Origin of the sequence: Variovorax sp. OK212 (assembly GCF_900112425.1) — a bacterium.
Classification (GTDB): Bacteria; Pseudomonadota; Gammaproteobacteria; order Burkholderiales; family Burkholderiaceae_C; genus Variovorax.
Genome location: NZ_FOLP01000004.1, coordinates 192,131 through 206,187, shown reverse-complemented (window position 1 = coordinate 206,187; position 14,057 = coordinate 192,131). Strand labels below are relative to the sequence as shown.

Sequence of the window (14,057 nt, the reverse complement as noted above, 5' to 3'; positions counted from 1 at the left end):
TCTGGAATTGGACCTAAAAGGCGTCCATGTTTCTAACTGTTCATTGCGAACTCTACGAAAGAAAAACTTCAGAACCGCAGGAGGAAGGAAAACCCGGCCCGGCACTGCACCGGGTCCGGGGGCCGCGCACGCGGACGGGAGCGGCTTACTTGGCCGTGGGCATCACGAACTCGGCGCCCTTGCCGATGCTCTCGGGCCAGCGCTGCATGACCGACTTCTGCTTCGTGTAGAAGCGCACGCCCTCTTCGCCGTAGGCGTGCATGTCGCCGAACAGCGAGCGCTTCCAGCCGCCGAAGCCGTGCCAGGCCATGGGCACGGGAATCGGCACGTTGATGCCGACCATGCCCACCTGGATGCGGCGGCTGAACTCGCGCGCCACGTTGCCGTCGCGGGTGAAGCAGCTCACGCCGTTGCCGAATTCATGCGCATTGACGAGGTCGACGGCGTCCTTGAAGTTGGCCACGCGCACGCAGCCGAGCACCGGGCCGAAGATCTCTTCCTTGTAGATGCGCATCTCGGGCGTGACGTGGTCGAACAGCGTGCCGCCCATCCAGAAGCCGTCGCCGCAGCCTTCGCCGGCCTTGCTGCCGTCGAAGCCGCGGCCGTCGACCAGCAGCTTCGCGCCTTCCTTCTCGCCCAGGTCGATGTAGCCCGTGATGCGCTCGTGCGCGGCACGCGTGACGATCGGGCCCATCTCGGCGGCGAGGTTGGTGCCGTTGAGCACCTGCAGCGCACGGGTGCGCTCGACCAGCTTGGGAATGATCTTGTCGGCCACGTCGCCCACCAGCACCGCCACCGAAATGGCCATGCAGCGTTCGCCGGCCGAGCCGTAGCCCGCGCCGATGAGGGCGTCCACGGTCTGGTCGATGTCGGCGTCGGGCAGCACCACCATGTGGTTCTTCGCGCCGCCCAGGGCCTGCACGCGCTTGCCGTGGCGCGCGCCGGTTTCGTAGATGTAGTTGGCGATGGGCGTGGAGCCCACGAAGCTGATGGCCTTCACGTCGGGGTGCTCGAGCAGCGCGTCGACGGCGACCTTGTCGCCCTGCACCACGTTGAACACGCCGTCGGGCAGGCCGGCTTCCTTCAGCAGCTCGGCCATGCGCAGCGAGGCGCTCGGGTCGGTCGGGCTGGGCTTGAGCACGAAGGTGTTGCCCGCGGCAATGGCCACCGGGAACATCCACATCGGCACCATCACCGGGAAGTTGAACGGCGTGATGCCGGCGACCACGCCCAGGGGCTGGCGCAGCGTCCAGTTGTCGATGCCGGTGGAGACCTGGTCGGTGAAGTCGCCCTTGAGCAGCTGCGGAATGCCGCAGGCGAACTCGACGATGTCGATGCCGCGGCTGACTTCGCCCTGCGCATCGGTGAAGACCTTGCCGTGCTCGGCGGTGATGAGGTGGGCCAGCTCGTCCTTGTGCTCGTTGAGCAGCTGCAGGAACTTGAACATGACGCGCGCGCGGCGGATGGGCGGCGTGTCGGCCCAGGCCGGGAAGGCGGCCTGCGCGGCGGCCACCGCGGTGGCGACCTGCGCGGCATCGGCCAGGCCGGCCTTGCCGGTGACGGCGCCGGTGGCGGGGTTGGTCACGTCCTGCGTGCGGCCGGAGGTGTTGGCGGCGGGCTTGCCGGCGATGAAATGGTCGATGGAGGTGGACATGAGAAGGGCTCTCGCAGGCGAAGGGATGGGAGGGATGCGGCCAGTTTAGGCAGCGAGCCGGCCCTCGCCTAGTCACGAGGCTTGAACTTATTGTTCATCCTGGCGAACAATGCAAGCATGAAACCTCAAAATATCGAGGCGCTGTGGACGCACCTGCACTGGCTCACGGTGCTCGCGCAGCAGGGCAGCTTCACGGCCGCGGCGCTGCGCCTGGGCGTGAGCAAGGCGGCCATGAGCCAGCGCATTGCCGAGCTCGAACGCGCGGCCGGCGCGCCATTGGTGCAGCGCACCACGCGCAGCGTGCGGCTCACCGAGGCGGGCCAGCGGCTGGTGGAAGACATGCGCGGGCCGTTCGAGCAGATCGCCCACAGCTTTGCCGGCGTGCGCGACCTGGCGGGTGTGCCGCGCGGGCTGGTGCGGGTGACGGCGCCGGTGGCCTTCGCGCGCCAGCAGCTGGTGCCGCGGCTGGCCGACTTTTTGCGCGCGCAGCCCGAGGTGCGCATCGAGCTCGACCTGTCGGACCGGCTCAGTTCGCTGGCCATGGAAGGCTTCGACCTGGCCATTCGCCACACGGCCGCGCCGCCCGACACGCACGTGGCCTGGACGCTGTGCGAAACCCGCTCGGTGCTGGTGGCGAGCCGCGCCTACCTGCGACGGCGCGGCACACCGCGCGAACCGCAGGCGCTGGCCGACCACGACTGCCTGCACTACCCGCGCGCGCAGGACACGCCGACCTGGCATTTCGAGGCGAAGACGTCTGCGCCGCGCATCACGGTGCCGGTGTCGGGCCCGCTGGTCGCCAACAACAGCGAGGCGCTGCGCGACGCCGCCCTGAGCGGGCTGGGCATTGCGCTGGTGCCCGACTTCAGCGCCCAGTCGGCGCTGCAGTCGGGCAAGCTGCAGCAGGTGCTGCCGCAGTGGCGCTCGGTAGGCGCGTTCGGCGAGCGGCTGTATGCGATCCGGCCCTACGCCACCCACGTGCCGCAGGCGGTGACGGCCTTCGTCGGCTGGCTGCGCGCGACCCTCGCGGCGGGCTTCGCGGCCTGAAGCGGCGCTCCAGCAAACATGAAGAACGCATGAAGAAAATGGCGGCAGCCGGCCCGCGGGCGGGGATTCTGAAAGGAAACTGAAAAAACGGCGTGGCGCCCTACGCAAACGAAGGGTCTGCGACACACGACGCACGGATGCACCCGGTTACGATGCGCGCTTCCCCCTGCTTTTTTTGTTAACTTTCCCTCTCCTTTCTCTCTCGTCCGCCCTATGTCCCCTGCCACATCGCCTGCCGACGCCTCAGCCGCCGACAGCGCGTGGCCCCGCGTCGGGCAGCGCGAGCAGGACGGCCGGCAATGGACGGTGGCCAGCGGCCGCTGGACCACGCTGGCGATGTCGTCCAAGCCGGCCTGGCAGGCGCTGTCAAAAAGCCTGAAAGACGCGCCCGCCGCCGACGACCGCGCCTGGGACCTGCGCCCGATCGAGCAGCTCGACCACATCGGCGCGCAGCTGCTGTGGGAGCACTGGCGCCACCAGTGGCCGGCCACGCTCGAGATGTCGCCCCAGCACAAGGCGGTGCTCGACCAGGTGGCGCAGTACACCGTTTCCACGCCGGCCGAACCCGCGCCTTCGCTGAACGAGCGCATCCGCGCGTTCGCGCACCACGGGCCGCGCGCCATGTTCGTCATGCGCGACCTGACCGGGCTGGTCGGCCAGCTCGCGCTGGACATCGGCACGCTGATCCGCGCGCCGCACCGCGGGCCGTGGCGCGACTTCTCGGGGCACCTCTACCAGTTCGGCGCCACGGCGCTGCACATCACGGCGCTGGTCGGCCTGCTGATCGGCGTGGTGCTGGCCTACCTGATCTCGCAGCAACTGCGCCAGTACGGCGCCGAGAGCTTCGTGGTGAACATCCTCGGGCTGTCGCTGGTGCGCGAGCTCGGGCCGGTGCTGGCGGCCGTGCTGATCGCGGGGCGCTCGGGCTCGGCCATCACGGCGCAGATCGGCGTGATGCGGGTGACGGAAGAACTCGACGCCATGCGCGTGATGGGCATTCCGCACGGCTTTCGGCTGGTGATGCCGCGCGTGCTGGCGCTGGCCATCGCGATGCCGCTGATCAGCCTGTGGACCTCGATGGCCGCGCTGGCGGGCGGCATGATGGCGGCCGACGCGGCGCTGGACATCTCGCCGGCCTACTTTCTCTCCGCGCTGCCGCGCGCGGTGCCCATTTCGAACCTGTGGCTGGCCATGGCCAAGTCGGCGGTGTTCGGCGTGATGATCGCGCTGATCGGCTGCTACTTCGGCATGAAGGTGAAGCCCAACACCGAGAGCCTCGGGCGCGGCACCACCTCGTCGGTGGTGACGTCGATCACCGCGGTGATCCTGGTCGACGCGTTGTTCGCCGTGCTCTTCAAGGGCATCGGTTTCAGGGCCTGACACCATGAGCATGCCCGTGCGTCCCGACACCGACGCCACCGTGGTGGACATCCGCGGCCTGTGGACCGTGTTCCAGACCGCCGACGGCGAACAGGTGGTGCACCGCGACCTGCAGCTGCACATCGACCGCGGCGAGGTGCTGTCGCTGGTGGGCGGCTCGGGCACCGGCAAGACGGTGCTGCTGCGGCAGATTCTCGGGCTGGAAAAACCCACGCGCGGCAACGTCGAGGTGCTGGGCCAGGAGCCCGGCGAACTCAGCGCCTCGGGCGCGGCCAACGTGGGCATGCTGTTCCAGCACGGCGCGCTGTTCTCGGCCTTCAGCGTGCTGGAGAACATCGCCTTTCCGCTGCGCGAGCTCAAGCTGCTGCCCGACGAACTCATCCGCCACGCGGCGCTGGTGAAGCTGCAGATGGTGGGCCTGGGCCCGCAGCATGCGAACAAGAGCCCGTCGGACCTGTCGGGCGGCATGATCAAGCGCGTGGCGCTGGCGCGCGCGCTCATCATGGACCCGCCGCTGCTGCTGCTGGACGAGCCCACGGCCGGCCTCGACCCCGAGGCCTCCGACAGTTTCTGCGACCTGCTGCGCGGCCTGCACCGCGAGCTGGGCCTCACGGTGGTGATGGTCACGCACGACCTGGACACGCTGTTCGACCTGAGCACCCGCATCGCGGTGCTGGCCGACCAGAAGGTGATCGTCTCCGGCGCGGCGCGCGAGGTCATCGCGTATCCGCATCCGTTCATCCACGAATACTTTCTCGGCGGGCGCGGCCAGCGCGCCCTGGAAGCGCTGCATGACAAACCCGCCGGCGCCCCCGACGCATCCGGTACACAAGAGACGCAGCCCGCCCCGCAGGCGGGCCGCTGAAAGGTAGGTAGCCACCATGGAAAACAAGGCCCATGCCCTCGCCGCCGGCGCCTTCGTGCTCGGCTTGATCGCCGCGCTCGTCGCGCTGGTGATCTGGTTCACGCGCGACAACACCGTGCGCAACGTCTACGAGCTGTCCACGCGCGAGGCCGTCAGCGGCCTGCAGCCGCAGGCCATGGTGCGTTACCGCGGCATCGCGGTGGGCAAGGTGACCTCGATCGACTTCGACCCCAAGGTCGCGGGCAATGTGCGCGTGCGCATCACGGTCGACGAGCGCGTGCCGCTCACCACCTCCAGCTTTGCCACGCTGAGCTACCAGGGCGTGACCGGCCTGGCCTTCATCGCGCTGGACGACAAGGGCGAGTCGAAGGTGGCGCTGAAGCCCGACAACGACGACCCGCCGCGCATTCCGCTCAAGCCCTCGATGCTGGCGCAGCTGCAGGACCGCGGCGAAGCCATCATCAACCAGGTGGAAGAAGTGACCAAGCGCGCCAACCAGCTGCTGAGCGACCCCAACCAGAAGCGCGCGGCCGATGCGCTGGAGAACATCGCGGCTGCCTCGGCCAGCGCCAACACGCTGCTCAAGACGCTGGACAACACCGTGAAGACCGGCCTGAACCCGGCGCTGACGAAGCTGCCGGACACCATGGCCTCGGTGAAGAAGGCGGCCAGCGACGTCTCGCGCGTGGCCAACAACTTCAACACCACCGTGGGCCGCCTGAACGCGCCCGACGGCCCGGTGGAGCGCCTGAGCGACGGCACCAAGGCGCTGGCGCAGGCGGTGGATTCGTTCAACGCGGCCACGCTGCCGCGCGTGAACCGCGTGGCCGACGACACCTCGCACGCCGTGCGCCGGCTGGGCCGGGCGGCGGACAGCATCAACGACAACCCGCAATCGCTGCTGTTCGGCAACGGCGGCGCGGCGGCGGGCCCGGGCGAACCGGGTTTCAGCGCGCCGGCCGCGGCGCGGCCCTGACAGCGGACCCCGGGAGCGCAGGAGCACCGACCATGAACACCATCCGATCCCTGACCACGCCGCTGGCCCTCGGCCTCGTGCTGCTGGCCGCCGGCTGCGGCGCGCTGCCCGACAAGCCCCAGCGCGCCACCCTGTACGACTTCGGCCCCGGCGTGCCCGCGGCATCGGCCACCGGCACCACCGTGGCCAATGCCGCGCCCGCCACGCTGCCCACGCTGGCGCTGGCCGAGTTCGAGGCCAACGCCCGGCTCGACGGCACGCAGATCCTGTACCGCCTGGGCTATGCCGACGTGAACGAGTTGCGCCCCTACGGCCAGTCGCGCTGGAGCCTGCCGCCCGCGCAGCTGCTGCGCCAGCGGCTGCGCGACACGCTCTCCGAGCGCCGCATGGTGCTGGGCCCGGAAGAAAGCGCGACCATCGCGCGCGGCAAGGGCGAGGTGCCCGACATGCTGCGCATCTCGCTCGAGGAGTTCAGCCACTACTTCGACTCGGCCAGCGCCAGCACGGGCCTGGTGCGGCTGCGCGCCACGCTGGTCCGCAGCAGCACGGGCGGCGACCGCGTGCTGGGCCAGCGCCTGTTCACCGTGCGCCGCCCCGCCCCCAGCGCCGACGCGCCCGGCGGCGTGAAGGCGCTGATTTCGGCCAGCGACGGCGCGGTGGCCGAGGTGGTGCAGTGGGTGGACCAGTTGCAGCGGCAACAGCCCAGGCAGTAACCTGCGCCCACCTGAATTCATCTGAACCCCAGAGGCGCTACCCCATGAACGCAACACGCATCGTCGGCATCCTGCTGATCGTGGCGGGCATCGCCGCCCTGGCCCTCGGCAGCTTCAGCTTCACCAAGGAAACCCACCAGGCCAAGCTCGGCCCGCTGGAGTTCTCGCTGAAGGAGAAGGAAACGGTCAACCTGCCGGTGTGGGCCGGCGTGGCTGTGATCGCGGTGGGCGGGGCGCTGCTGCTGTTCGGCGGCAGGAAAAGTTGAAGCGCTGGCTAGCTTGAAGCGCGCTTGAAGGGCTGAAGCGCTTCAGCCCAGGCCCGCCAGCAGCTTCGGCAGCAGCTCTTCCGAGGTTCCGCGCAGCACCGCCGAGGCCGCATCGTCCAGGTGCGGCAGCGGCTCCACATTCAGCGTGACCAGCCGCGCGCCATGCGCCAGCGCGGTCTGCGGCAGCTCGGCCGCCGGGTAGACGATGGTGGTGCTGCCGACCACCATGAACAGGTCGCACTCCTGCGCCGCCACCTGCGCGTCGAGCAGCACGCCGGCATTGAGCATCTCGCCGAACATCACCACGTCGGGCCGCGCATGCGAGCCGCAGCGCAGGCAGCGGTGAAAGGGCCACGGGCCGCTGCGGTTGCCGCAATGGTCGCAGCGCCAGCGGCGCAGCGAGCCGTGCAGCTCGAGCACATCCTGCCCGCCGGCCTGGGTGAGCAGGCCGTCGACGTTCTGCGTGACCAGCCGCGTGGCCGGGCGCAGGCGCTGCAGCTGCGCCAGCGCGGCATGGCCCGGGTTGGGCAGCGCCGACTCGATCACCGACAGGCGCTGCGCCCAGAATCTGGTGAAGCCGGACGGGTCGCGCGCGAGGTCTTCGGCGTGGGAGAACTGCAGGGCGTTCTGGCTTTTCCAGAGGCCGTCGGCGTCGCGGTAGGTCGGAATGCCGGAGGCGCGCGACAGGCCCGCGCCCGAGAAGACGACGGTGCGCCGCGCGTTGCGCAGCAGTTCGATGGCGGTCTGGAGGGAAGAGGAAAGATCGGGTGTGACTGGCGTCATCGCTCTGGTCTGGGGGAAATCGCCGAGGCTCAAGCTGAGGTGGGGGAAGCCGGGGAAGCTGGGGAAGTGGGAGCGGGGGCGCCCAGGCGCTGCGACACGGTGTCCGCGCAGGCCTTGAGCGCACGGGCGATCTCGCCGTCCCACGCGGTGTTGAAGATGGCGGCCGAGCCGATGGCGGTCACGGCCAGCACGATGGCGCCAGTGTGGTCGAAGACGGGCGCGGCCATGGCACTGACCCCCTCGATGACCTCGCCGTCGGAGCGGCTGATGCCGTGCGCGCGCACTTCCCGCAGCTGGCTTTGGAAATCGCTCCACGACGGCAGCGGCTGCACCGGCGGCATGCCGGCGGGCGGTGGCGGCTCGGCCTTGCGTTGCTTCTGGCGCTGGCGCTCTTCCTCGAGCAGCCGGCGCACCACCTCGGCGTCGAGGTAGGTCGCGAACACGCGGCCCGAGGCGGTGTTGGTCAGCGAGAACACCGTGCCATGGCGCATGTTCACGTGCACCGGCGAGGGCGACTCGGCCGTGCGCACGATGGTCGCGCCGCGCGCGCCCCACACGGCCAGCGCCACGGTGTGGCCGATCTGCTGGGCCAGCTGCGCGATCAGCGGGGTCGCGATGTGCACCGGGTCGGCCTGCTGCAGGCTGATGAGCCCCAGTTGCAAGGCAAGCGGGCCGAGCAGATAGTGGCCGCTGGCGCGGTCCTGCTCGATCAGGCCCAGGCGCCCGAAGCTGACCATGTACGGGTGCGCCTTGGCGGGCGTCATGTCGGCCTCGCGCGCGAGGTCCTTCAGCGCCATGGGGCGGCCGTGGTGCACCAGCGCGCGCAGCAGCTGTCCGCCGACTTCGATGCTCTGGATGCCGCGCTGGGCGCGGTCGGTGTCATTGGCTGCCATGGCCCGCCCGTCGTTCGTTCATGAAGAAGGGATTAGACATTAACTGATCCGAGGCTTACACTGCGAAAATTCGTTCAGAGCAAATTCATTCGCGTTAGACGAATTACTTTCGAACCGATTCAGATCCATCCCACCCTGCGACCCCACCGGAGACAACGATGAGCCAAACCAAGAAATTCGCCAGCCAAGCCGACATGGAAGAGAAGAAGGTCACCTTCAGCCAGATCTCGGAACATGCCTGGGCCTACACCGCCGAGGGCGACCCCAACACCGGCATCATCATTGGCGACGACTGCGTGCTGGTGGCCGACACCCAGGCCACGCCCGCCATGGCCGCCGACGTGGTGCGCCGCATCCGCGAAGTGACGGACAAGCCCATCCGGTACGTGGTGCTCACCCACTACCACGCGGTGCGCGTGCTGGGCGCGGCCGGCTACTTCGACAAGGGCGCCGGCCACATCCTGGCCAGCCAGGACACGCGCGACCTGATCGTGGAGCGCGGCGAGGAAGACAAGGCCAGCGAAATCGGCCGCTTCCCGCGCCTGTTCCAGAACGTGGAGAGCGTGCCCCCGGGCCTGACCTGGCCCACCATGACCTTCACCGGCAAGATGACGCTGTGGCTCGGCAAGCTCGAGGTGCAACTCATCCAGCTGGGCCGCGGCCACACCAAGGGCGACACCGTGGTCTGGCTGCCGCAGGAGCGCACGCTGCTGTCGGGCGACCTGGTGGAGTTCGGCGCCACGCCGTACGCCGGCGACGCCTACTTCAAGGACTGGCCGCAGACGCTGGACAACATCGCCGCGCTGAAGCCCGCCGCGCTGGTGCCGGGCCGCGGCGCCGCGCTGACCACGCCGGCCGAGGTGGCCGAGGGCCTGACGGGCACGCGCAACTTCATCTCCGACGTGTACGCCAGCGTGCAGGAAGGCGTGAAGGCCGGGCGCGACCTGAACGCGGTCTACAAGGACACCTACGAGAAGCTCAAGCCCAAGTACAGCCAGTGGGTGATCTTCGACCACTGCATGCCGTTCGACGTGAGCCGCGCGTACGACGAAGCCTCGGGCCATGCGGACCCGCGCGTGTGGACCGCGCAGCGCGACATCGACATGTGGAAGGCCCTGGAGGGCTGATCGGCATTCGCTCCCTCCCCTCCGGGGGAGGGCAGGGATGGGGGCGGACGGCCTCGAGCGCCGCGCGGCATTGAAGGCCGCTTGCCCCCATCCCAGCCTTCCCCCGGAAGGGGAAGGAGCAAAGACAGAAGACACAAGAGACACGGAGACAACACGTGATCGACTATCAAAGTCTGCGCTTCGACTACCGCCACCATGCCGACCAGGACGCGGCCACGCCCGCACGCCACCCGGTCGTGATCGTCGGCGCGGGCCCCGTGGGCCTCACGCTGGCCATCGACCTCGCGCTGCGGCAGGTGCCCGTGGTGCTGCTGGACAACGACAACACGCTCTCCAGCGGCTCGCGCGCGATCTGCTTCGCCAAGCGCACGCTGGAGGTGTTCGACCGCCTGGGCTGCGGCGACCGCATGGTCGACAAGGGCGTGTCGTGGAACGTGGGCAAGGTGTTCTTCCACGACGAGCAGGTCTACCGCTTCGACCTGCTGCCCGAGCCCGGCCACGAGCGCCCGGCCTTCATCAACCTGCAGCAGTACTACGTGGAGGGCTACCTGGTCGAGCGCGCGGCCACGCTGCCGCTGATCGACCTGCGCTGGAACCACAAGGTGACGGGCATCGAGCAGCGCGACGACGGCGCGGTGCTCACCGTGGAAACGCCCGACGGCAACTACCTGCTGCAGGCCGACCACGTCGCCGCCTGCGACGGCTCGCGCTCCAACCTGCGCCAGCTGCTGGGCCAGGAGGCCAAGGGCCGCGTGTTCCGCGACCGCTTCCTGATCGCCGACATCACCATGGACGCGCAGTTGCCCACCGAGCGCCGCTTCTGGTTCGACCCCTCGTTCCACCCCGGCCAGAGCGTGCTGCTGCACAAGCAGGCCGACGGCATGTGGCGCATCGACTTCCAGCTCGGCTGGGACGCCGACCCGGTGGAAGAGCGCAAGCCCGAGAACATCACGCCGCGCGTGCGCGCGCTGCTCGACAGCATCGGCTTCGCGGACGTGCAGTTCCAGATCGGCTGGGCCAGCGTCTACACCTTCGCCTGCCAGCGCATGGAGCGCTTTCGCCATGGCCGCGTGCTGTTCGCGGGCGACTCGGCGCACGGCGTGTCGCCCTTCGGCGCGCGCGGCGCCAACTCGGGCGTGCAGGACGCGGACAACCTCGCCTGGAAGCTCGCGGCCGTGGTGCAGGGCCAGGCGCCCGACGCGCTGCTGGACACCTACGCCAGCGAACGCGAGTTCGCGGCCGACGAGAACATCCGCAACTCCACGCGCGCCACCGACTTCATCACGCCCAAGAGCGAGGTCAGCCGGCTGTTCCGCGACGCGGTGCTGGAACTGACGAAGCGCCATGCCTTTGCGCGCACGCTGGTCAACAGCGGGCGGCTGTCGGTGGCCACGGTGCTGCGCGATTCGCCGCTGAACACCACCGATGCCGACACCTTCGCCGGCGCGATGATGCCGGGCGCCGCGGCGGCCGATGCGCCGGTGGCGCGCGCCGACGGCAGCACCGGCTGGCTGCTGCGCGAATGCCATGTGGCGCGGTTCACCGCGCTGGTGTTCGGCCAGGGCGAGGCCGCCGAGCGCAGCCTGCAGGTGCTGCAGACCAGCGACCTGGCACTGCACGTGGTGCGCGTGGAAGGCGGCGGCGCCGACGGCCAACTGGCCACCCAGCGCTACGACGCGCAGCCCGGCACCGTGTACCTGCTGCGGCCCGACCAGCACGTGTGCGCGCGCTGGCGCCGGCCCACGGCGGCGAACATCCGCGCGGCCGCCGACCGCGCACTGGCCAAGGCAACCCCATGAGCGCCATGCAGCAACACCTGATCACCACGCCCAACCTCGAGGCGCCCGACGACTTCTACGAGGCGCTCATCGAGGCGCACCAGGGCCTTTCCACCGAGGAAAGCCACGCCTTCAATGCGCGCCTCGTGCTCGTGCTGGCCAACCACGTCGGCGCGCTGGCCGTGCTGCGCGAGGCCTTCGACGCGGCGCGCGCCGGCTGAGCGGCCCGCACAGACACATGCACATCCAACCTCATCGCGATTTTTTCGAAAGAGAAAGCACATGACCCAAGCAACCCTTGCTTCCGAGCGGCGCTACCAGAGCGGCTTCGGCAACGAGTACGCCTCCGAGGCCGTGCCCGGCGCCCTGCCCCAGGGCCGCAACAACCCGCAGCGCGGCCCCTTCGACCTGTACACCGAGCTGCTCTCGGGCACCGCCTTCACCGCGCCGCGCCACGAGAACCGCCGCACCTGGCTGTACCGCCGCCAGCCCTCGGTGGTGTCGGGCCGCTACCAGCCGTACGCGCAGGCGCACTGGAGCACCGGCGCCGACCGCGAGGTGGCGCTGCCGCCCGAGCCGATGCGCTGGCACCCGATGCCGCTGGACGGCGCGGCCGAGGCCGACTTCATCGACGGCATGCACACCGTCGCGGCCAACGGCGATGCGGAGTCGCAGGTCGGCATCGGCTCGCTGATGTACGTGGCGGGCCGCTCGATGGAGCGCCGCGCCTTCGTCAACGCCGACGGCGAAATGCTGCTGGTGCCCCAGCAAGGCCGCCTCGTCATCACCACCGAACTCGGCGTGCTTGAAGTGAAGCCCGGTGAAATCGCCGTGCTGCCGCGCGGCATGGCGTTCAAGGTCGCATTGCCTGATGGGCTCTCGCGCGGCTACGTCTGCGAGAACTACGGCGCGCATTTCCGCCTGCCGGAGCTGGGCCCGATCGGCTCGAACGGCCTGGCCAACGCGCGCGACTTCCAGGCGCCCGTGGCGGCCTTCGAGGCTGAAGAAGGCGCCTACGAGATCGTCAAGAAATTCGGCGGCCGCTTCTGGCAGGCTCCGATGAAGCAGACGCCCTTCAACGTGGTCGCCTGGCACGGCAACCTGTCGCCGGTGAAGTACGACACGGCGCACTTCATGGCGATCGGCTCGATCAGCTTCGACCATCCCGATCCGTCGATCTTCACCGTGCTGACCTCGCCCAGCGACACGCCCGGCACGGCCAACTGCGACTTCGTGATCTTCCCGCCGCGCTGGATGGTCATGGAGAACACCTTCCGGCCGCCCTGGTTCCACCGCAACCTCATGAGCGAGTTCATGGGCCTGGTGCTGGGCGAGTACGACGCCAAGCCGGGCGGCTTCAAGCCCGGCGGCGCGAGCCTGCACAACTGCATGGTGCCGCACGGCCCCGACGAGGAAGCCTTCGACAAGGCCACCCGCGCCGACCTGAAGCCGCACAAGCTGGACAACACGCTGGCCTTCATGTTCGAGAGCCGCTACCGCTTCATTCCGACCAATTTCGCACTCCAGAGCCCCGCGCTCGACGCCGACTACGCCGACTGCTGGGCCGGCCTCAAAGATCAATTCAAAGCATGAAGAACGCATTCACCCTCACCCGCCGTGCAGCGGCCGTCGCGCTGCTCGCCGCACCTTTCCTTGCGCATGCGGCGGACTACCCGACCAAGCCCATCCGCTTCGTCGTGCCCTACAGCCCCGGCGGCACCACCGACCTGGTGGCGCGCACCGTGGGCCAGAAGGTGTCGGAGAAGCTGGGCCAGCCGGTGCTGATCGACAACCGCGGCGGCGCGGGCGGCAACATCGGCATGGACGCCGTGGCCAAGGCCGCGCCCGACGGCTACACCATCGGCTTCGGCGCCATCTCGACCAACGCGCTGAACCCGCACATCTACAAGTCGATGGCCTTCGACCCGCGCAAGGACTTCACCGCCATCAGCCTGCTGGGCACCTCGACCATCGTGCTGGAAGTGCCGGCGGTCTCGCCCATCAAGACCGTGCCCGAGCTGATCGCGGCCGCCAGGAAGAACCCCGGCATGCCCTACGCCACCGCGGGCGCCGGCACCTCGATGAACCTGGCCGGCGTGATGTTCGCGCAGATGACCGGCACCGACCTCGTGCACGTCGCCTACAAGGGCAGCGGCCCGGCCATCACCGACATGCTGGGCAACAACATCGGCGTGATGTTCGACAACCTGCCGGCCTCGCTGCCGCACATCCAGTCGGGCAAGCTGCGCGCACTGGCCGTGGCGGGCCCCGCGCGCTCGCCCTCGCTGCCCGACGTGCCGACCATGGCCGAAGCCGGGCTCAAGGGCTATGCGCTGGACCCCTGGTTCGGCGTGTACGGCCCGGCGAAGCTGCCGGCGCCGATCGTGAAGGCGCTGAACGAGGCCTTCGTGGAAGCGCTCGCCATGCCCGACGTGAAGGCCAAGCTGCAGCAGGCCGGCTTCTCGCCGCGCGGCTCCAACGCGCAGGAACTGGCCACGCTGAGCGAGACCGAATACAAGCGCCTGGGCGATGTGGCCAAAAAGGCCGGCATGACGGCCGATTGAACCGATTCACA

14 protein-coding genes are annotated in these 14,057 nt (G+C 69.4%); 11 read left to right on the top strand and 3 right to left on the bottom strand.

Going from position 1 to position 14,057, the window contains the following annotated elements; all coding sequences use genetic code 11:
* Nucleotides 1-145: 145 nt before the first annotated feature.
* Nucleotides 146-1,654 (bottom strand): CoA-acylating methylmalonate-semialdehyde dehydrogenase, encoded by a 1,509-nt coding sequence (locus BM004_RS14720; protein WP_093127715.1) that lies wholly within the window; start codon nt 1,652-1,654, stop codon nt 146-148.
* 117 nt (nt 1,655-1,771) lie between these two features.
* On the opposite strand from BM004_RS14720, the gene BM004_RS14715 reads away from it, so the two are divergent.
* The 6 genes from BM004_RS14715 to BM004_RS14690 all read left to right on the top strand — a co-directional run bounded on the left by BM004_RS14715 (nt 1,772) and on the right by BM004_RS14690 (nt 6,901).
* Nucleotides 1,772-2,701, top strand: a complete 930-nt coding sequence (locus tag BM004_RS14715; RefSeq protein ID WP_093214955.1) for a LysR family transcriptional regulator — start codon at nt 1,772-1,774, stop codon at nt 2,699-2,701.
* Nucleotides 2,702-2,914: 213 nt separating this feature from the next.
* On the top strand, nt 2,915-4,081 hold the full coding sequence (locus BM004_RS14710; protein ID WP_093127718.1) for an MlaE family ABC transporter permease: 1,167 nt from the start codon (nt 2,915-2,917) through the stop codon (nt 4,079-4,081).
* Nucleotides 4,082-4,085: 4 nt separating this feature from the next.
* Nucleotides 4,086-4,946, top strand: coding sequence for an ABC transporter ATP-binding protein (locus tag BM004_RS14705; RefSeq protein WP_093127720.1), 861 nt, complete (start codon nt 4,086-4,088; stop codon nt 4,944-4,946).
* A gap of 16 nt (nt 4,947-4,962) precedes the next feature.
* On the top strand, nt 4,963-5,922 hold the full coding sequence (locus tag BM004_RS14700; RefSeq protein WP_093214384.1) for an MlaD family protein: 960 nt from the start codon (nt 4,963-4,965) through the stop codon (nt 5,920-5,922).
* Nucleotides 5,923-5,954: 32 nt separating this feature from the next.
* Entirely contained in the window at nt 5,955-6,635 is a 681-nt protein-coding gene (locus BM004_RS14695) for an ABC-type transport auxiliary lipoprotein family protein (RefSeq protein ID WP_093127726.1), read from the top strand.
* Between the two features lie 44 nt (nt 6,636-6,679).
* Nucleotides 6,680-6,901, top strand: coding sequence for a hypothetical protein (locus BM004_RS14690; protein WP_093127728.1), 222 nt, complete (start codon nt 6,680-6,682; stop codon nt 6,899-6,901).
* Between the two features lie 42 nt (nt 6,902-6,943).
* Here the strand turns inward: BM004_RS14690 and BM004_RS14685 are convergent, their stop codons facing one another.
* Nucleotides 6,944-7,684: an SIR2 family NAD-dependent protein deacylase gene (locus BM004_RS14685; protein ID WP_093214382.1), complete on the bottom strand. Its 741-nt coding sequence runs from the start codon at nt 7,682-7,684 to the stop codon at nt 6,944-6,946.
* A gap of 29 nt (nt 7,685-7,713) precedes the next feature.
* The gene (locus BM004_RS14680) at nt 7,714-8,577 is read right to left on the bottom strand and encodes an IclR family transcriptional regulator (RefSeq protein ID WP_093214381.1); all 864 of its coding nucleotides are present in this window, start codon (nt 8,575-8,577) and stop codon (nt 7,714-7,716) included.
* Nucleotides 8,578-8,735: 158 nt separating this feature from the next.
* Here BM004_RS14680 and BM004_RS14675 point away from each other — a divergent pair, with 158 nt between their 5' ends.
* The 5 genes from BM004_RS14675 to BM004_RS14655 all read left to right on the top strand — a co-directional run bounded on the left by BM004_RS14675 (nt 8,736) and on the right by BM004_RS14655 (nt 14,046).
* Complete coding sequence (locus tag BM004_RS14675) at nt 8,736-9,704, top strand: MBL fold metallo-hydrolase (RefSeq protein ID WP_093127736.1); 969 nt, start codon at nt 8,736-8,738, stop codon at nt 9,702-9,704.
* A gap of 155 nt (nt 9,705-9,859) precedes the next feature.
* Nucleotides 9,860-11,503, top strand: a complete 1,644-nt coding sequence (locus BM004_RS14670; RefSeq protein ID WP_093214378.1) for an FAD-dependent oxidoreductase — start codon at nt 9,860-9,862, stop codon at nt 11,501-11,503.
* Nucleotides 11,504-11,508: 5 nt separating this feature from the next.
* Nucleotides 11,509-11,703 (top strand): DUF2783 domain-containing protein, encoded by a 195-nt coding sequence (locus tag BM004_RS14665; protein WP_093128116.1) that lies wholly within the window; start codon nt 11,509-11,511, stop codon nt 11,701-11,703.
* 61 nt (nt 11,704-11,764) lie between these two features.
* Nucleotides 11,765-13,075, top strand: a complete 1,311-nt coding sequence (hmgA, locus tag BM004_RS14660; protein ID WP_093214376.1) for a homogentisate 1,2-dioxygenase — start codon at nt 11,765-11,767, stop codon at nt 13,073-13,075.
* Entirely contained in the window at nt 13,072-14,046 is a 975-nt protein-coding gene (locus tag BM004_RS14655; protein WP_093214375.1) for a Bug family tripartite tricarboxylate transporter substrate binding protein, read from the top strand. Before hmgA ends, BM004_RS14655 begins: the two co-directional genes overlap by 4 nt.
* Nucleotides 14,047-14,057: the final 11 nt, after the last annotated feature.